General features: G+C 66.5%; 12 protein-coding genes. 7 read left to right on the forward strand and 5 right to left on the reverse strand.

The window, feature by feature from the left end; genetic code table 11:
- Nucleotides 1–245 precede the first annotated feature (245 nt).
- Entirely contained in the window at nucleotides 246–371 is a 126-nt protein-coding gene (locus OG734_RS31290; protein ID WP_330290786.1) for a hypothetical protein, read from the reverse strand.
- A 560-nt stretch (nucleotides 372–931) separates the two neighbouring features.
- Here OG734_RS31290 and OG734_RS31295 point away from each other — a divergent pair.
- The 3 genes from OG734_RS31295 (at nucleotide 932) to OG734_RS31305 (ending at nucleotide 11782) form a co-directional block, all read left to right on the forward strand.
- Complete coding sequence (locus OG734_RS31295; protein WP_330290787.1) at nucleotides 932–4564, forward strand: LamG domain-containing protein; 3633 nt, start codon at nucleotides 932–934, stop codon at nucleotides 4562–4564.
- A gap of 130 nt (nucleotides 4565–4694) precedes the next feature.
- Nucleotides 4695–11237 (forward strand): RHS repeat domain-containing protein, encoded by a 6543-nt coding sequence (locus OG734_RS31300; RefSeq protein WP_330290788.1) that lies wholly within the window; start codon nucleotides 4695–4697, stop codon nucleotides 11235–11237.
- Between the two features lie 83 nt (nucleotides 11238–11320).
- The gene (locus OG734_RS31305; protein WP_330290789.1) at nucleotides 11321–11782 is read left to right on the forward strand and encodes a hypothetical protein; all 462 of its coding nucleotides are present in this window, start codon (nucleotides 11321–11323) and stop codon (nucleotides 11780–11782) included.
- A 390-nt stretch (nucleotides 11783–12172) separates the two neighbouring features.
- On the opposite strand, the gene OG734_RS31310 is transcribed toward OG734_RS31305, so the two are convergent.
- Together OG734_RS31310 and OG734_RS31315 are read right to left on the reverse strand one after the other, a co-directional pair.
- Nucleotides 12173–12376 carry a DUF397 domain-containing protein gene (locus tag OG734_RS31310; protein ID WP_330290790.1) on the reverse strand — a complete coding sequence of 68 codons (204 nt, stop codon included), beginning with the start codon at nucleotides 12374–12376 and terminating at the stop codon, nucleotides 12173–12175.
- A 10-nt stretch (nucleotides 12377–12386) separates the two neighbouring features.
- Nucleotides 12387–13238, reverse strand: a complete 852-nt coding sequence (locus OG734_RS31315) for a helix-turn-helix domain-containing protein (protein ID WP_330290791.1) — start codon at nucleotides 13236–13238, stop codon at nucleotides 12387–12389.
- Between the two features lie 232 nt (nucleotides 13239–13470).
- On the opposite strand from OG734_RS31315, the gene OG734_RS31320 reads away from it, so the two are divergent.
- Together OG734_RS31320 and OG734_RS31325 are read left to right on the forward strand one after the other, a co-directional pair.
- Complete coding sequence (locus tag OG734_RS31320) at nucleotides 13471–13911, forward strand: ATP-binding protein (RefSeq protein ID WP_330290792.1); 441 nt, start codon at nucleotides 13471–13473, stop codon at nucleotides 13909–13911.
- 407 nt (nucleotides 13912–14318) lie between these two features.
- On the forward strand, nucleotides 14319–14537 hold the full coding sequence (locus OG734_RS31325) for a hypothetical protein (protein ID WP_443064952.1): 219 nt from the start codon (nucleotides 14319–14321) through the stop codon (nucleotides 14535–14537).
- An 82-nt stretch (nucleotides 14538–14619) separates the two neighbouring features.
- Here OG734_RS31325 and OG734_RS31330 read toward each other — a convergent pair whose 3' ends face one another.
- Nucleotides 14620–15594, reverse strand: a complete 975-nt coding sequence (locus OG734_RS31330) for a hypothetical protein (RefSeq protein WP_330290793.1) — start codon at nucleotides 15592–15594, stop codon at nucleotides 14620–14622.
- A gap of 276 nt (nucleotides 15595–15870) precedes the next feature.
- Between OG734_RS31330 and OG734_RS31335 the strand changes: the two genes are divergently transcribed.
- Together OG734_RS31335 and OG734_RS31340 are read left to right on the forward strand one after the other, a co-directional pair.
- A complete protein-coding gene (locus OG734_RS31335) occupies nucleotides 15871–17052 on the forward strand; it encodes a polyprenyl synthetase family protein (protein ID WP_330290794.1) in 1182 nt (393 codons plus the stop codon).
- Nucleotides 17049–17723 carry a biliverdin-producing heme oxygenase gene (locus tag OG734_RS31340; RefSeq protein WP_330290795.1) on the forward strand — a complete coding sequence of 225 codons (675 nt, stop codon included), beginning with the start codon at nucleotides 17049–17051 and terminating at the stop codon, nucleotides 17721–17723. Before OG734_RS31335 ends, OG734_RS31340 begins: the two co-directional genes overlap by 4 nt.
- Here OG734_RS31340 and OG734_RS31345 read toward each other — a convergent pair.
- Nucleotides 17692–18852 (reverse strand): acyl-CoA dehydrogenase family protein, encoded by a 1161-nt coding sequence (locus OG734_RS31345; RefSeq protein WP_330290796.1) that lies wholly within the window; start codon nucleotides 18850–18852, stop codon nucleotides 17692–17694. The genes OG734_RS31340 and OG734_RS31345 overlap by 32 nt on opposite strands.
- Between the last annotated feature and the right edge of the window lie 5 nt (nucleotides 18853–18857).

The following is an 18857-nucleotide window of genomic DNA, read 5'->3' on the forward strand; positions in this document are numbered from 1 at the left end:
AGTGGGGTGTGCGGGGTGGCATGCACCTGATTCTGTGAAAGACCTGTGGATCGAAGGTGTGCGGCCCTTCTGGATGATTGTTCAAGCGTTGAGATGGCTCTTGTGTCGCGAAGGTGAAGGAAGTCTAGGTGGCTCGATAGTGGGTCGCTGAACGGCCGCGAGGCCCGACCCGGCCAGGGTCGAGCCTCGCGAAGGCGCGGGTGCGCATGCCGGACTGTCGTCGGCACGGCACTTTTCAGCCATGGTTACGACAGGACGACCCCAGCCCCCTTCTGGAGGAGCGTGTTGCCGCCGTCGTCGTGCCAGTCGATCTCCACGCCGTCGACGAAGCCCGAAGTGACCACAGTGCAGGCCGAGTTGCCGACGGACACCCCGCGAGCCGGGGAGGCCCCCTGGGAACCGTCGTCATCGTTCCCGGCGGTGACGAGGAGGCCGTCGGCGAGGACCTTGGCAGTGGTGTTCCGTACCTTCAGGCCGGCGTAACCGGCCCCACCCGTACCGCCGTTGCGGCCGTCGCGGTCAGTCGGCCGCCGCTGAGGTGGATGATGCCCATGGGGGCCTTTTTGTTGATCGAGGCCACTTGAGTACGGGGCGATCTGATGGTCGGCTTCAAGTCACTCGTGCTCGCTCTCTGTCGGGAGTGTGGTTCGGTAGCCGCCAGCTTGGCGGGTGACACGCATAGGCAAACATCGATTTTGAGCCTCAATGGGACTTGGTGGACGGCGCGTTGGTGCTCGGTTCGCGCGTCTTTGGCGTCGATGTGTTCACTTTGAAATTGCTTGACCGTTCTCGATCAACTGTGTTGGATATGGGAGCTCGTAAAGATCACGTAAAACTGGGGTGGGGAATGGGTGGGGACTCTTTGCGCTGCCCGCAGCGCGGAAGCGTCGGGCGTGCGAGACGGGTTGTCTCTGGTCTGACGGTCACGGCGTTGCTAGCGGCTCTGCCCGCCCTGGGCGTCACCACGTCGGTGGCGCGAGCCGACGATGCGGAGCCGGCGAAGTCCGAGGCATCGGCTGCGCTGGAGCAGGCGGCGGCCTCCGGTGAAGCGGTCGAAGTCGTCGGTGCGCGCGAGGAGTACGCCACGACGCACGCCAACCCTGACGGTTACTCGTTCACCCTGACGCAGTCCGCCGTCCCCGTGCGCGTCGCGCGGCCGGACGGCTCGTGGGCGGCGCCGGACGCGACGTTGGAGCGCCGGGCCGACGGCTCGATCGGGCCGAAAGCGGCGGTGGCCGACATCTCCCTCTCCGCCGGTGGTGACGGCGGGGCACTGGTGAAGCTGGCGGAGGACGGCCGTTCGCTGAGCCTGGGCTGGCCCGGCAGTCTTCCGACACCGGTACTGGACGAAGCGTCCGCCACGTACGCGGAGGTGCTGCCCGGGGTCGACCTGCGGATGACGGCGACGGTGGAGGGCGTCCGGCAGGTGCTGGTCGTCAAGTCCGCCGAAGCAGCCGCCAATCCGGAGCTGGAGCGGATCGAGTTCTCCCTCAAGACGCAAGGCCTGACGGTGGCCACCCGGGCGGGCGGTGGCCTTGCCGCCATGGACGAGGACGGCAACACGGTGTTCCGTTCACCGGCCGCACGTATGTGGGACTCGGCAGGGGATACCGCCGACACGGGGACGACGACCATGTCGCTCGCCGCCGCTGACGACGAACCCGTCGTGGACGGCCATGGTGAGATCTCCGCCGACCCGGCCGAAGGCCCCGGCAACGGTGACGCCTCCGCTGTACTGCCCGTGGAACTGACCGACGACGCGGTGGCCGTGGTGCCGGACGCGGGCCTGCTGAACGGTGAGAACACGGTCTACCCGCTGTACATCGACCCGGACGTGGGCCTGAACGAATCCGAGCGCACCGTGCTGTCCTCCGACGGCGACACTTTCTACAACTTCGCCGGCGGTGACGACGGTGAGGGTGTCGGCCTGTGCGGCACGTACGTCACCGGCGGCTACGCGTACTACTGCGGCTCGGGCTACCGGCAGCGCATGTACTTCGAGTTCGGGTCGGCCCAGCTCGCGGGCAAGCGGGTGCTGGACGCGACTTTCCGGGTGACCGAACGTTTTTCGATGTCCTGCGACAAGACGGTCGTCGACCTCGTCCGTACCGGCAACATCTCGTCGGCGACCAACTGGCCGGGCCCGACGGCGAACTGGGATGTGATGGGCGACCAAAGGGTCGCCGCAGGGCGTGGGACGGCGTGTTCTCCGAGCCAGCCGGACGCGCCGATCGAGTTCAATGACGACCCAGCCAAGAGCTACCAAAACCTCACCCACACGGTGAAGGTCTTCGCGGACGGTGGCTTCTCCCGGCTGACCTTGATGCTGAAGGCGCACGACGAGGGCGACCCCAATGGCTGGAAGCGGTTCGACGACGATGCCGCCCTGGCGGTCAAGTACGTGGGGCTGCCCGCTGTGCCGACTTATCCCGGAATCGTGCAGGGCAACAGTGTCAGATGCTCGACGAAATCCGCCGTCCCGGATGTCGTCGCGGACCCGACTCCGATACTGACGGCACGACCGCAGACCGCAGCAGGCGGTGAACGCTACGCACATCTGCGGGCGCACTTCTACGTCCAGAAGAAGCAGGACGACGGCAGCTGGGCACTGGTCACCGAACCGGTACGGCCCACCAGCGGTTCCGTGGACGACAACGAGCAAGTGAAGGCCGTCACGCCTATCGCGTTCGCCGATAAGAAGACATACCGGTTGGCGGTGTTCACACGGTCGCTCTACAACAACGACGCCAGCTATCTACAGTCGTCCAGCACGGTGACCACCAAAAAGGACTGGTGCTACTTCAAGATCGACACCTCTGGTCCGAAGAAGCCGGTGATCACCTTCGGCGGTCCGTACATCGAGTGCCCCGGCAACGACTGCGACCCGCGTGGCGGCCCGGGGATCAAGGGGAAGTTCACCTTCTCCCGGAACCCCGGGGACGACACGGTCAACAACGGCTACCACTACAAGCTCTCCACCGACGACGAATGGTCGCAATGGTTTTCCGGGGACACCGTGACTCTGTGGATCACACCGTCCCGGAAAGGCACGTTGACGCTCGAGGTCCAGGCGAGAGACAGCGTCGGCGAGGGTGACACGGCGGCGGTGGACTTCAAGGTCGCCGAGGGCCAACCGGCAGTCGGGCGTTGGCACTTCAACGACTACACCCCCGACCCCGCCACGACCGAGCTCTCGGCCGCCGACACCGCCACAGAGGGCACGAGGCACCCCATGGCGTTGCACGGCGCGGGCGCGGGCTGGTCCTTGCTGGCGAGGCGGGGCGACGCGGACTACTCCTTGTGGTTGAACGGCGATCCCGACGACGCCGCCCGGCAGTCGGGATACGCGGCCACCTCGGAGGCAGCGGTCGACACGAGGTTCCCCTTCACCGTCTCGGCATGGGCCAACCTGAGTGACGCGTCCGCCAGCCGGACAGTCATCTCCCAGACGGGAAGCGACAACTCCAACTTCACTCTCTACTACTCGTCGGGCGTGCAGCGCTGGGTGTTCCTGTGGAGCTGGTACGAGAACGGCGTACGCAAGTATCAGAGCGTCAACGCGAGTGCCACAGGCGTACCACTCAACACGTGGGTCCACGTGGCGGGCTCTTATGACGCCGAGAACCGGGCGATCCGGCTGTACGTGAACGGCCAGCCGCAGGGGGCGCCGGTGGCGGTGCCCAGCACGTCGGACGCGATGGTCGCGGGTGGCGCTCTGCAGGTCGGCCGGGTCGCGTTCACCTCGGGCGGCACCTACCAGAACTACATGAGCGGCCGTGTCGACGAAATGGCTGTCTGGCAGCGGCTGCTGACCGACAACGACGTGGCGACCGAGGCCCAGCTGCTGGACGTGAACAACAAGGCGTACGTCGAGCAGGTGGCGGACTGGAATCCGGACGGTGCGGGAGTCGGCACTGGCCCGTTGGCAGATGCTGTCAGTGGCTACAAGCGGTCACTCACCCTCTCCAACGGGGCTTCGCTCGATGGCAAGGCAATCGCGCTCGACGGCACGAACGACACGGCCACCGCTGCGGGCCCAGTTGTGGACGACACGGGGGCGTTCACAGTGACCACGGCAGTGGAGTTGGACACCGAAGTCATGGCACGCAAGGCCGACGGCTACGTCTCCCAGGTCGTCGGCCAGCGAGGCGCCGACGGTTCCTCCTGGGGCCTGTGGTTCGAGAAGACCGCCAGTGTGGACGATCCGCAGACCGAGACGAAGACCGTCGAGGGTAAGTGGTACTTCGGCCGGTTGACCAATGGGACTTGGACGGCCGTGGTCTCCGAGGAGGCCGCGATGGTTACGCCCAACAGCGTCACACAGCTGACCGGTGTGTTCGATGCCCCCGCGCGCACGATCAGCCTCTATATCGGTGGCAACCAGGACGGCGCGGACCTCGAATACACGGCGATGTCGGGTTCGGGCGACTTCGCGGTCGGCACGGGCTTCGTCGACTCCGCCTGGGGCCACTACCTCGCAGGCCGAATCCCCCGGATTCGGATCTGGGCCGGGGCCATGTCCGGGCAGCAGGTCGGCGACACCGGGGGTGGCACGGATGGCTGACCTTTCGTCTCACCGACCGTCCGTCGTCCGGTCGTCCTCTGTTCGCCTTGATCACGTGGGGGGTTGTGCTGTGAGCGCTGGAAGACGTGGGGTCCGTGCCAGGATCAGACGTGTGGTCTTCAGTCGACGCATGCTGTCGGCCTTGGTGATGACCCTCGTCGTGTCGACTGTTGTCGCGGCCCCCGTCCAAGCGGCGGACAGCGTCGGAGGCCTGGGCAAGCCCAAGCTGCCGGAGCAACTGGTCACCGAGGTACACGAGTTCTCCGGGCAGAGCGCCAAGAAGGCCCGGGCGCGAGTGGCCGAGACCCGTGCGGAGAACGCCGAACAGGGCAGACGCGCCCGCGCTGAGCAGACCGCGACCTGGCCGAAGGCGGGGTCGGCGAAGGCGGGGCTCGCAGGCAAGGGCAAGGCCGCCCGGCTGACGGCCGGCGGTCTCCCGGTGACTCTGACCGGCACGCGCGACGGAGCCTCGGGCGACGCCCGTGTCGAGGTCCGCAGCCGCAAGGCGACCGAGGCCGCCGGCATCAAGGGCGTACTGCTGACCGCGACGGCTACCGCCCCCGGCACCGCCGAAGTCAGCGTCGACTACTCGGACTTCGCCTCCGCGTACGGCGGTGGCTGGTCCGGTCGGCTGCGACTGTTCCAACTCCCGGCCTGTGCGTTGACGACGCCGAACAAGGCGGCCTGCCGAGAGCGGACACCACTCGACTCCGACAACAACATCTCGGGCCAGACCGTCTCGGCCAAGGTATCCCTCGCTGCAGAACCTGGAGCACCGACGGCTCAGAAGAGCTCGTCGACGCCCAACTCCACTGCTAAGAGCGCCACTTCGGCCTCCTCTGCTTCCTCTGCGGTGACCGTCCTGGCCCTAGCGGCGACTGCGGGCGCTTCCACGTCCGGCGCGGGCGACTACACGGCGAGCCCGCTCTCCCCTGCCTCCAGCTGGGAGGCAGGCGGCTCCTCCGGCGCCTTCACCTGGTCGTACGACATGGCCGTGCCGCCCGCTGCGGCCGGACCGTCCCCGTCACTGTCGCTGTCCTACGACTCCGGCAGCGTTGACGGCCGTACCGCTTCGACGAACAACCAGTCGAACCCGGTCGGCGAGGGCTTCGAGATCTCCTCGTCCTCGTACATCGAGCGCTCCTACGGCAGCTGCGACAAGGACGGGCAGACCGACAAGTTCGACCTGTGCTGGAAGTTCGAGAACGCCTCGATCGTCCTCAACGGCAAGTCGAGCAAGCTGGTCAAGGTCGATGCCGCTGACAAGACCGACGACGTATGGCGGCTGAGCTCCGACGACTCCTCCACCGTCGTCCGCTCCACCGGCGGCGACAACGGCGACGACGACGGCGAGTACTGGACCGTCACCACCGGCGACGGCACGAAGTACGTCTTCGGGCAGCACAAGCTCCCCGGCGCGGCCACCACCGACCGCACCAACTCCGTATGGACGGTGCCGGTCTACGGCAACGACTCCGGCGAGCCTGGCTACGACAAGGGTTCCGCCTTCGCCGGCCGTTCGCTCACCCAGGCCTGGCGCTGGAACCTGGACTACGTCGTGGACCTCCGCGGCAACGCCATGACGTACTGGTACACCCCCGAGACCAACTACTACGCCCAGAACGACGCTGCCACCGCCACCGCTAAGTACACCCGCGGCGGCTACCTCACCGAGATCCGCTACGGCCAGAACAAGGACACCCTGTTCTCCGGCGTGACCTCCGACAAGGTCACCTTCTCCTACACCGAACGCTGCACGGTCTCCGACTGCGGCGAACTGACGGACTCCTCCGCCCCCAAGTGGCCCGACGTCCCCTTCGACTCGATCTGCGCTTCCGGGGCCGACTGCGACGCGTCCAGCCCGTCCTTCTTCACCCGCAAGCGCCTGACCGGCGTCAACACCCACGCCTGGTCGGCCGCGACGAGCGCGTTCACCGCCGTCGACTCCTGGGCACTGGACCAGGACTTCAAGGACGGCAACGACCTGGGTGACACCTCCGACCACAGCCTGGTCCTGGAGTCCGTTCAGCACACAGGCAAGAACGGCACCGCCATCAAGCTCGATCCGGTGACCTTCACCTACGAGATGCGGCCGAACCGGGTCGACAGCGATCAGGACAACATCCTGCCCCTCAACCGTCCCCGGATCAGGACGGTCACCTCCGAGACGGGCGCCGTCACCACGGTCACCATCTCCGGCCCGGAGTGCGTGCGCGGCTCGAACATGCCGGCCGCCGAGGACGACAACTCCAAGCCCTGCTACCCGCAGTACTGGAACATCAACGGAGCCGACCAGGCATCCATCGACTGGTTCCACAAGTACCGGGTCACCGCTGTCACCAGCGCAGACCCGTACAGCCAGAGCGCGGACATCGAGAACGCCTACACCTACGCCGATCCCGCCTGGCACTACAACGACGACCCGCTCACCCCCGAGGCCGAGCGCACATGGTCCGTCTGGCGCGGCTACGGCAAGGTCACGTCCACCAAGGGCATCGCGGGCGCCACCCAGAGCAAGACGGTCTCCACCTACCTGCAGGGCATGCACGGCGACAAGCTCAAGGGCACCGCCACCACACGGTCCGCCTCGGTCGCCGGCATCGACTTCACCGGCCTGGACGTCGCCGACCAGACCGACAGCGACCCGTACGCGGGCTTCCTGCGCGAGCGGATCACCTACAACGGTTCGACGCCGGTCAGCGTGACCGTCAACGACCCCTGGTACCGCACCACGGCCACCCATAGCGCCTCGAACACCAAGGCCTACTACGTCCGTACGGCAAGGGCCTTCACGCACACCTATCTGACGGCGAAGGCATCCTGGCGCACGCGCACCACAGCCACCACCGAATGGGATGCCTACGGACAGCCTCTGAAGGTGTACGACGAGGGCGACGCGGCCGTCACCGGCGACGAGACGTGCACCCGCACCTGGTACGCGGCCAACGACGCGCTCGGTATCAACTCCCTGGTCACCCGTACCCGAGTGCTCGGCAGGGCTTGCACGCCCGCCGAGACCGACCTGGCTCTGCCCACGTCATCGGCCACACGCGGCGACGTTCTGTCCGACACCGCGATGGTCTACGACGGCACGTCCACGACCGCCGCCTGGTCCGCGTCCCAGACCCTGACCAAGGGCGAGGTCACCTGGGTCGGCCGCCCCACCGCCTATCCGGCGGCGGCCACCAACGGCGAACGCCACCCGTCCGCATGGCAGACGACCAGCAGGACGACGTACGACACCCTGGGCCGTGTCGCCACGGTAACCGATACCGACGGCAACACGATGGCCACGTTCTACGTCCCCGAGGCAGTGGGCCCGCTGACCCGGACCAAGGTCACCAACGCCAAGACGCAGAGCACCTTTGTCTACGCGGACTACGCCCGAGGCCTGCCGACCAAGGTCTACGACATCAACAACAAGATCACTGAGACGACGTACGACGCCCTCGGCCGCCAGACCGCGACGTGGCTGCCCAACCGCTCCAGCGCCAGCGACTACAGCCCCAACTACACGTACGCCTACTCGGTCACCAACTCCGACAACTCCTGGTCCTCGACCTCGACGCTCAAGGCCGACGGCACCACGTACAACACCAGCTACGCCATCTACGACTCACTCCTGAGGCCGCTCCAGAGCCAGAGCCCCACCCCTCAGGGCGGCCGGCTGCTCACGGACACCCGCTACAACGACCGCGGCCTGGCCTACCAGACGTACGCCGATGCCTTCGACTCCGAGAGCCTTCCCTCCGGCGAGTACTCCGCAGTGGCGTACGGCCGTAGCCCCAAGCAGTCGGTGACTGTCTTCGACGGCGCGGAACGGCCCGTGACCAGTACCTTCTACGTCGTCGGTGTGGAGAAGTGGAGTACCAGCAGCACCTACACGGGTGACTCCACCGCGACGACCGCCCCGGGCGGAGGCTCGGCCGCCCGCACGATCGTGGACGCCCAGGGCCGCACCAAGGAAACCCGCGAGTACGAGGGCGCCAGCCCGGCCGACACCGGCTTCGGCGCCACGGTGGGCGCGACCTACACGTCCACGAAGTTCACGTACACCCGCGACGGCAAGCAGTCCACAATCGCGGGCCCGGACAGCTCATGGTCGTACCTCTACGACCTGTTCGGCCGTCAGACCTCCGCCACCGATCCCGACATGGGCACGACGACCACCGGTTACACGGCTCTGGACCAGGTCTCCTGGACCAAGGACGCGGCGGCCCGGATCGTCATCAGCGCCTACGACGTGTTGGGTCGTACCACCGGCACCTGGTCGGCCCCTGCCACGGCGGACCTGTCCTCCACCGCCGAGGAAAAGGTCGACGCGAACAAACTCACCGCGTACACCTACGACGGGGTCGCCAACGCCAAGGGTCAGCGGGACTCGGCCACCCGCTATGTCGGCGGAGCAGTCACTACCGGCAGTGCTTACACGAAGAGGGTCACGGCCTTCGACAGCCTGTACCGGGCCACCGCCACCAAGCTCGAACTGCCGGAGAGCGACCCGCTGGTGGCCAAGAAGGCCGTCGCCGACAGGACACTGACTTTCACCGCGGACTACCGTATCGACGGAACTCTGCAAAGCTCCACGGAACCCGCCGCCGGTGGCCTTGCGTCGGAGCAGGTCATATACAAGTACGACGGTCTTGGTCTGAACACCCAGACCGAAGGCACCAGCGCTTACCTGCTGGACGCCAGCTACACCTCCCTGAGCCAGCCCCAGGTGCTCAGCCTGGGCAAGTCCGAGGCCGAGGGCACCTACAACACGTACATCAACAACCAGTACGAGACAGGCACAGACCGCCTCCTTAGGTCGTCCGTCACCGACGACACGCACGCGTACGCGCTCCAGCAGTTGAACTACGCATACGACGCTGCGGGCAACGTCACGTCCATCTCGGACCCGATGACCCTCGGCGGCACCGGCGTCGCGGACAACCAGTGCTTCGCCTACGACGGTCACCGCCGTCTGACCGACGCCTGGACCCCGGCGGCAGCGGACTGCTCCACGGCCAACCGCACGACGGCCAAACTGGGCGGCGCGGCCCCGTACTGGACGTCGTACACGTACAAGGACTCGGGCCTGCGGGCGACCGAGGTCACCAAGACCAGCAGTACGCCCACGACCAGGACGTACTGCTACGACAGCACGAAGACCCACCGCCTCCTCGCCACCACCGCCACCACCACCTGCACCGGCGTCACCTCGGCCTACGCTTACGACGCGACGGGCAACACCACGACCCGGCCGGACGGCACGGCGAGCCAGACCCTGTCCTGGTCGGCGGAGGGCAAGCTCGACACCCTCAAGGAGGGCACCAGCACCACCGGTTACGTCTACGACGCCGATGGCAGCCTCCTGATCCGCCGCAACGCGGCCGGTGAGACGGTCCTGTACCTGGGGGCGACTGAGGTCCACCTCGACACGTCGACGTCGACGGCGAAGTTCTGGGCCCAGCGCTACTACACCGGCGCCGGCTCCACGATCGCCCTGCGCACCAACAAGTCGGGCACGGACAAGCTGGCCTGGCTGGCTGCGGATCACCACGGCACGAGCAGCCTCGCTGTGGACAACGCGACCAAGGGGATCACGAAGCGCTACAGCACGCCGTTCGGCGCGGACCGGGGCCAGCCGACCTTCGGTCCGTGGCCCGACGACAAGGGATTCCTCGGGGCGTCTGCGGACTCCGGTACGGGGCTGACGCATCTGGGGGCGCGTGAGTACGAGCCGTCGACCGGGCGGTTCATCAGCGTCGACCCGCTGCTCAACGTGGCCGAGCATCAGTCGCTCAACGGCTATACCTACGGCAATAACAACCCCGCCACACTCTCCGATCCCGCGGGTCTCGACCCGTGCGGTGGCCTCAAGTGCGGTCATGAAGGAGACGATTGCAGCGACGCCAGCATCTACTGCTACGGATCCAAGTCGGACGGCACGGCAGACACCACGGGCGTGGTCCCTTCGGGGGGCGGCGGTACGGCGAGTGCCAGTAGTACAGGAGATACCGTCAGCGATGGTAAGGGCCGTGAAACCCCCCACTGCGGATACAACATTTCCTCTTGCGGCGTAACCCCATATCAGGGGAACTTTGGGGATAGCACCAATGTGCCCGTTATTCCCGAGGAGGCGCAGAAGGAAGTCAGGATTGCCGCGTGCGGATGGGTTCCTGTACTCGGTGCTGGATGTGACGCCTACGACCTCAAGCGGGCTGTCGACGACGGTAACGGATGGGGAATCGCCGCCGCTGTCGTCGGATTTCTTCCTTTCGGCGACTCCGTCAAGGTACCCAACGCGCTTAGGCGGATAAAGGACGCGGTGAAGCTGTCCAGGCCCGCGAAGCTCACACAAGACATGGCGAAATGGAAGAATCGCTCATTGGTTATTGGGGGCGAGAAAATTCTGGTGGATTCATCGGGCATGAAACATATTCTGTCGCGCCACCACCCCAAGTACTGGGACGGCAGTGTGAAGAAACAGCAGACATTTTTCGGCAAGGAGATGTCGATCGATGGCGTGGGAGACGCGATCACTCAAATCATTCGTGACAAGCGCGACGATGTGATTTCAAACGGGGGCGCGTCCGGCTCGTACCAGATCAGGGGTGAGTACAATGGTGAGCGCTATGTCGTCGGCTTGAACAACGGCAGGGTGGCGCAGTTCTATCCGGCCTACTAGTCGGATGGCTTAACAGGGTAGGGTCGGCGCCTCTGGCGCCGACCCTCTTTTTCACCACACGACACATTTGAAGGGGTGGCTTCGTGATTGAAATTTCTACGTATCTCCGGAATTCGATTGGCGGGTTTGTCGCAGTTGACGAAATCGCTTCGTACGACGGAGACCCATTGTATGTGGAGGGAGCCCTGGAGCTCACAGTCAACGGCGTGCAATTGATCGATAAAAGCATGTGGGACTACGTCGACCAGTTGTGGGCCTATCTCGTCCAGTTGGTCATCGAGGTTAGAAAGGCTGGCCGCGCCGAAGTGCTGTTCCCAGATCAGCCAATCTGTCTATCCATTGAGCGGGTCGGAAAATCCGACCTCTTGGTCCGTTGTGAAGCTGGTGATGGTAAGCGCGTCGCTCGTGTCTCCGAAGAGGAGCTCTCAGCCGCAGTCGAGCGGGCTGCGGAAGGTTTCTTCAATTCCATGCTTGTCCTGATCCCGCAGAACCGTCATGGATACGAGTATGAGTTGCAGAGGGCCAAGTCCTTGCGGCCTCGGTGAGGAATGCTCTCGCGGCAGCCTGTGGATCGATGCCCAACTCCTTCCGGTGATCGAGGAAGGCTGGACTGCTCGTCCGACAACCAATTGTCGGTTCCAGTGATGTGGACGTGATAGCGCCTAACGGTTCGCGCATCGCCGTCGGCGACAAGCCAAAGGACAAAAACTTGGCGGCGCTTGGCCAGAACTGCGGATCCTCAGGTGGGCGCCGAATAGCAGGGTGTTGCACTCTTGAGTAATGACCAGACGCTTTCGGCGAGGTTGAGCTCGGGAGTGTAGGCAGGAATGTAAACCGACTCACGGGCACCTGGCGGAACCAACCTGCCGCTCCAGCAGCTTGGCCTCCTTCTGGACCGTGCACCCCTGGTGGAACACCCGGCCGGTCGGACCGAGTCAGGTGGCCGTGCCTGAAGTGTCCCTCTTGAGTACCTCAACGAACGTGGCGAAGGCCCTGGGCGGGAAGGTGAGCGTGCCCCGGGCCGGATCCTTGGAGTCGCGTATGGCTATGTGGGTGCATGCATCCGCTATCTCCACGCAGGTGTTCCCGTCACCTCCCTCGGAGAAGGAGGACTTCTGCCAGGGGAGGGGATTTGTCACGCTTGATGCCTCACAGTTCCTTCGCCAAACGGTGGATGAAGTCCCGCGACTGTGCCGGGTCTAGCGCTGCCTTCTCCACCTTACGGAAGAGCGTTCGAAAGCGGTCCAGTTGGGACTCGGCATCCAGGAACGCCGTGCCGCTGGGCGAGTCGCGAAGCACCGTGTCCAGGCGGGGGAGCGGGCCGCCCAGATGCATCATCGCGGCGCTCGCTCCGGCGAACCCGTCCGTGTCGAAGGGGACAACACGTACGGTGACGTGACCCCGCTCCATCTCGCCCAGGATCTTGTGCAGTTGGGCCAGCATCACCTTGCGGTCGGCCACACGGATGCGCAGAGCGGCTTCGTGGACGACGGTCCTGTACGGAACCGGGGGATCGCGTTCGATGACGGCTCGCCGGTTCATCCGGTGCCGGACTCGCGGAGTCAGCTCGCTCTCGGGCAACCGCGGGACCATGTAGCCGAAGACCGCGCGGGCGTAGTCCGGGGTCTGCAACAAGCCCGGTACGTGGGTAATGACGACTTCGTGAAGGAACGTCGCGTGATGCTCCAACTCGGCGACATCCGAGAAGGCCGGCGGCAGGAGGCCCTGGAACTCCTCCCACCAGCCCTGCGTACGGTCGGTGACCATCGCCACCAGTGCATTGACCAGGGCATCGTCGGCGCACGCGTAGTGAGCGGCCAGGCGGCGTACGCGTTCCTCGCTCACTCCGGCCAGGCCGGCCTCCACCTGGCTCATCTGGGCCGAAGTCGAACTGAGTAGCCCCGCCGCTTCGCGGGCCTTCAGCCCGGCGGCTTCCCGCATCCTGCGCAGTTCGGTACCCAGGCGCACCTGCCGTGCGCTCGGTCGGCTCCTCGGTGCCACGTGCCCTCCGGTCTGAACTTGCCTGTTGCTGCGCCACGTTCGAGTGCCAGGTTAGTGCAGCGGCTTGCGCGAGGAAAAATTTTTGCACTACGTTCAGTCTCGCAACGCACACGCTGCGGAATCGCAGGGACCCCGGAAGCGCACCACTCCGTCCTGCCATGACGGCTGCGGCACAGCCACCGCCCGCACCCAATGTCCAGCCAACTCATCTCCCCAGCAACGGAGTCAACCCATGCCCGAAAACGAAGGAACCGCCCCCGCCGCGAACGAACCCTGGGAGTACGTCCTCCACATCCCGCACGACCTCCGCGCCGTCACCGTCTGCCGCCGTACTGTCCGCCTCATCCTCACGATGCACGGCCTGATCCGCCTCAGCGACGTCGCCGAGCTCCTCGCGACCGAACTGGTCAGCAACGCCGTACGCCACACCAAGGGCCCCGTCGCCCTGCGCCTGCGCATGCGCGACGGCTTCCTGCGCGTAGGAGCATGGGATGCCGACCCCGAACCGCCCGCGCCGCCGCCCTCGGTAGAGTCGTTGGCGCAGCTCACGCACATGGAGGAAGGGCGCGGCCTGGCCTTGATCAGTTCCTGCGCGGACCTGTGGGGCTGGCAGCCGCTGAGCAGAGATGGCCGTCGCGGCAAGTACGTATGGGGTGACCTCGCTGCGGCGTAGCGGGCCTGTGCGGAATAGCGGCTGGTCTTGGTCGTTGGGTGGTCGGCTCTTGCTCTGGGTCGGGCGGCCGTACTTGCGCTCGGTGGGCTGGGGCCCCGGCGGTCGCAGAGGGGAGAGGGTCGGACCCTCGGCCCATCGGTACAGCAGTCGGTGTCGACGGGGACGGCGCGCCGGACAACCCTGGCCGTGCCGACACCTCAGAACTCGAAAGTCGGCGTCAGGCCACCGGCTGCTGGTGAAGGTGTACCGGTTTTACAGCAAAAGACGGCGATGTATCGATTCGGCGGACAACTGCCCCTTGTGTATGGGAAGTGTGTTCTTTGTGTGGTTGAATCGTGTACAACTCGGCCAGGTGGCTTGAACTGACCGCCCGGTTCCCCGTGCCCTGCTTCCGCAGTCGGGCGGGTGTGAACACAGCACCAGAGACCGGACAGTCGTCCACCGACCTGCTGTCGTTCCTCCTGGTCATGCTCGCCGGCCCGCTCACCGTCCTCCTGGTCGCCGCCGTCATCGTCATGTTCGGCCCCGACATGATGCTCAACGACGACGACTGGGACGGGGCGGCGCCTGCATCGCACGAGACCGGCACCGCCCACCTGGTGCGGCAGCCGTCCCGGCGCACGTAGCCCCCCAGGTCCCGGTGGCCGCTTCCCGGCCGAAGCAGCGACGGCCGGATCCGGGTGGTGCGGCCCCTGTTGGCTCCGGAGGCTATTCCTGGGCGAACAGTTCTTCCGTGTCGGCGGCTGTGAGTGACCGGTCGAGCCAGACGCCGAGGGCGTCCAGGTCGGTGCAGCTGGTGATGCGTTCGCGGGCGGCCTCGGGGACGGCGATGCCGCGGAGGTCGAGGATGCGGAGAATGTCCTGGGCGCGGCCCTGGGCGCGCCCCTCGGCCTCGCCCTGGGCGCGGCCCTCGGCTTCACCCTGGGCGCGGCCCTCGGCTTCACCCTTCGCACGGCCTTCGGCCTCGCCCTGGGTGAAGCCCTTGATGCGGTATTCCTCCACGATGGTGCCGCTGCCGGGGAAGCGGCTGGGACGCATGGCCACGAGGTTCCTCCAGAGTGCGCGGGCCGGGGTGTCACCCAGGCCGATTTCGGTGTATTCCGCCCAGTCGTCCAAGGTATTGCCGCCGACATTGGCCAGCGCCGTCGCCAGAGCTTCCAGTATCGCAGGGAGGGCCGGGTCCTTGGCGTGGGCGAGTGCGGACAGGACCGCCAGGGGGATGTCCTGTTCCGCCTCGTCCGGGTCGATGATCGTGGGCAGGTTGTCGGGGCCCAGGACCAGAGGGAAGACCGCGATGCTGGTGTGGGTCGGCAGGCCGATCCGGATCGGGTTCGCGGCCCAGGACGCGGTGTTCTTGTCCCGGCAGAGCACCAGCAGGATCGGGGGCAACTGGTACTTGGCGTAGAGGTACGCCAAGTAGTACGTCCAGCTGCTGTGCTTCTCCTGGTCCGGTTTGCCCTGCGACTCGAAGGCGAGCGGGTAGCCGCCGTTGTCCGCCGTGTCGATCCGTAACAGGGTGTCCACGCGGCGTGCCAGGGGTTTGATCTCGGTGAGATCGGTGTCCAGGAACTGGATCGACGTGGGTTCGGGAAAGGGAATGCCGGCCCTCGGGAGGGCTCGGGCGAACAGCTCCGGGTCCTCCCTGAAGATCTGGTGCATCGCCTCGTGCGGTGAGCTGACCATGTGACGGAACGTAATGGGGGTGAATGCGTTTCCGTGGCGCCGAGACGATGTATTCAGTCGTACGAGTGGATTTTGCCGATGGAATTTGCCAAAGGCCTATGCCGCGAGGCTGCATGGGCCTGCGCAGGCCCATGCAGCGGGCTTGAGGGCTGGATTTCGCCATATCCGCTACCGCGCTGTCCTCGAACTCCCTTGCGGGGAGCGTCAGTTGCGATCACGCTTCTGCGTGTCGACGGGGGTCGGGGGCGGGAGCCGGAAGCGGAGGCTGAGGCGGGTATGGGTGCCACGGAGAAGGGTGCTGGCGCGGCTGTGGGAGCGGTGGACGCGGTAGCGGCGGTGGTGCGGGGCGATGCGGCTCTGCTGGAGGATGATCTGGCCGAGTTTCTCGGTTCGCTGACCGCTCCTGCGGCGGCCTCCTCGCAGTCCGTGCAGTCGGTCCGATCCGTGTACGAGGCCGCCCTGCGACGCTCCCTCTACGAACCCGTCGCCGATGCCGTCGGATCCAAGGTGGGGCAGGAGGCGTTGCCGCCGGCTGCCGGGGCGCCCGGCGGCAACCGGGCTCCGCTGCGGCCGTCGATGGTGTACTGGGCCTACCGCAACTACCGGGGTTTCCCCCACGAGACCGGGAACGAGGCGTTCTCGGCGGACCTGGCGGTCGTCCGGCGGGCGGCCGTGGCCGTACGGGTCATGCTGAAGGCCTTCGTCGCGATCGACGACATCCAGGACGGCAGCGACGTCCGCTACGGCGAACCCGCGCTCCATGTCACCCATGGCGTACCGCTCGCGCTCAACACCGGGTCCTGGCTGATCGCGGCCGTCCTGCGGCACGCGGCCGATCCCGCTGTCGTGGACAGTCTGGTGCGCGCCGTCGAAAGCGGCTTCACCGGGCAGGCCGTCGACCTGTCCACCCGTACGGCACAGACCCGCGCCGAGCTGATCGCCGCGCCCCTCGAAGAGCGCGTGGCCTACTGGGAGTCCCTGGCCGCCCTCAAGACCGGCACCCTCTTCCGGATGCCGCTCGACTCGGCACTCGCGGGCCTGCGTGTCGTCGAGGACGAGCAGCACATCCTGGACGCCGCCATGCGCCAACTCGGCCTGGCGAGCCAGCTGTTCAACGACCTCACCGACTTCGTACCCGAGTTCGGCGGCGGCAGGATCCACGAGGACTACGACGGGCTGAGCAACCGGGTCTTCCTCGAACTGCTCGACCCGGAGTCGTCCCAGCTGTCACTCTCGGGGGAGCGGCTCAAGTCGTACGTCCTCGGTCATCCCAAACTTGAGTCCACGCTCCTCGCTCTCGCCGCCGAAGCGGTCCGGCTGAAGCGCGACGCCAAGGAGAGCGTGTACCGCGTGTGCCGTTCCGACCTCAGCGCGGCCTACTTCGACCTCACCATCGAACGCAAGGGCCACCTCATCGACCGTCTCCACGAGACGCTTCAGCAGCGGAGCGGCGCATGACGACGGCGCCGGTCACGGTGGTCGAGCGGCTGCGTGCGAGCACCCGCGACCGGCACGACGCGCTGGAAGCCACCCCCTTCGCGAGCGCGATGATTGCCGGGACACTTCCCATCGAGCGGTACGTCGGCCAACTCGCCGCCTATCGGGTGGTGTTGACGGCTCTGGAAGGTGCGCTCTCCCGAGTCACGGGCCCGTCCGCCGAGTCGGTGTGGTCGCCCGACCTCGTGAAACTTCCCCTCATCGAGCGTGACTTGGTCTACTTCGCGGACCTCGGCACCGCGCCCGGCTCCTGGGCGGCCGAGGAAGCGGAAAAGTTCGCCGCGGAGATACGGCAGTGGGCCGCGGTGTCCGACCTCCACACCCGCCCCTCCCTCCCCTCCCTCATAGGGTTCCTCTATGTCATGGAGGGCTCAACGCTCGGCGCCCTCTTCCTCCACCCGTACGTCACCACCGCCTACCGTCTGCCCGGCACGGACGGCGTCGCCTACTACACCAGCGGCGACCGCGACCGCTGGGCCCGCTTCACCGCCCGTATGAACCAGGCACTCACCGACCCGGAGGCACAGGACCAGGTCGTCGCGGCAGCCCACAGCGCCTACCGGCACGCCGCCGCGATCACCGCAGCACTCTCGGTGGACCTCAGCCCACCAACCCCAACTCCCGTGCGATAAGCATCCGTTGGACCTCGCTCGTGCCCTCTCCGATCTCCAGGATCTTCGAGTCGCGCCACATCCGGGCCACCGGATACTCGTTCATGAAGCCGTAGCCGCCGTGGATCTGGGTCGCGTCACGGGCGTTGTCCACCGCGATCGTGGACGAGTACAGCTTGGCCAGGGCTGCTTCCTTCTTGAAGGGCTCGCCAGTCACCAGCCGGGAGGCCGCGTCCCGCCAGGCCAGGCGGGACGTGTGGGCCTTCATCTCCATGTCCGCGATCTTGAACTGGATCGCCTGGTTCGCGCCGATGGGCCGCCCGAACGCGTGCCGTTCCTTGGCGTACTTCACCGACTCGTCCACGCAGCCCTGGGCAAGTCCGGTCGCCAGGGCCGCGATCGCGATGCGCCCCTCGTCGAGGATGCGGAGGAACTGGGCGTAGCCGCGACCCTCCTCGCCGACCAGGTTCGCCGCCGGGACCCGCACGTCCGAGAAGGACAGCTCCCGTGTGTCCGACGCGTTCCAGCCGACCTTCGAGTACGGCGCCGCGACCGTGAAGCCCGGCGTCCCGGACGGGACGAGGATCGCGGAGATACGCGGCTTGCCGTCCGCCTTGCGGCCCGTCAGCGCCGTCACCGTAACGAAGCCCGTGATGTCCGTACCCGAGTTGGTGATGAAGCACTTCGTGCCGTTGATCACCCATTCGTCGGTGTCGGGGTCCAGCCGGGCCGTCGTCCGCGTCGCTCCCGCGTCCGAGCCGCCGTCCGGTTCCGTCAGCCCGAACGCGCCCAGGATCTCGCCGGCGCACAGCTGCGGAAGCCACTCCCGCTTCTGTTCCTCCGTGCCGAACAGGTGGATGGGCATCGCGCCCAGCGACACCCCCGCCTCCAGGGTGATCGCCACCGACGAGTCGACCCGCGCCAACTCCTCCAGCGCGATGCCCAGCGCCAGATAGTCGCCGCCCATACCGCCGTACTCCTCGGGGAACGGCAGTCCGAACAGGCCCATCCTGGCCATCTCGCGGACGATCTCGTACGGGAACTCGTGCCGCTCGTAGAAGTCACCGATCTTCGGGGCCACGACGTCGTGCGCGAACGCCTCGACCGTACGGCGCAGTTCTTCCAGTTCGGGGGAGAGCTTGTGGTCCATCGCTG

Origin of the sequence: Streptomyces sp. NBC_00576, from assembly GCF_036345175.1 — a bacterium.
In the GTDB taxonomy this organism is placed as follows: domain Bacteria; phylum Actinomycetota; class Actinomycetes; order Streptomycetales; family Streptomycetaceae; genus Streptomyces.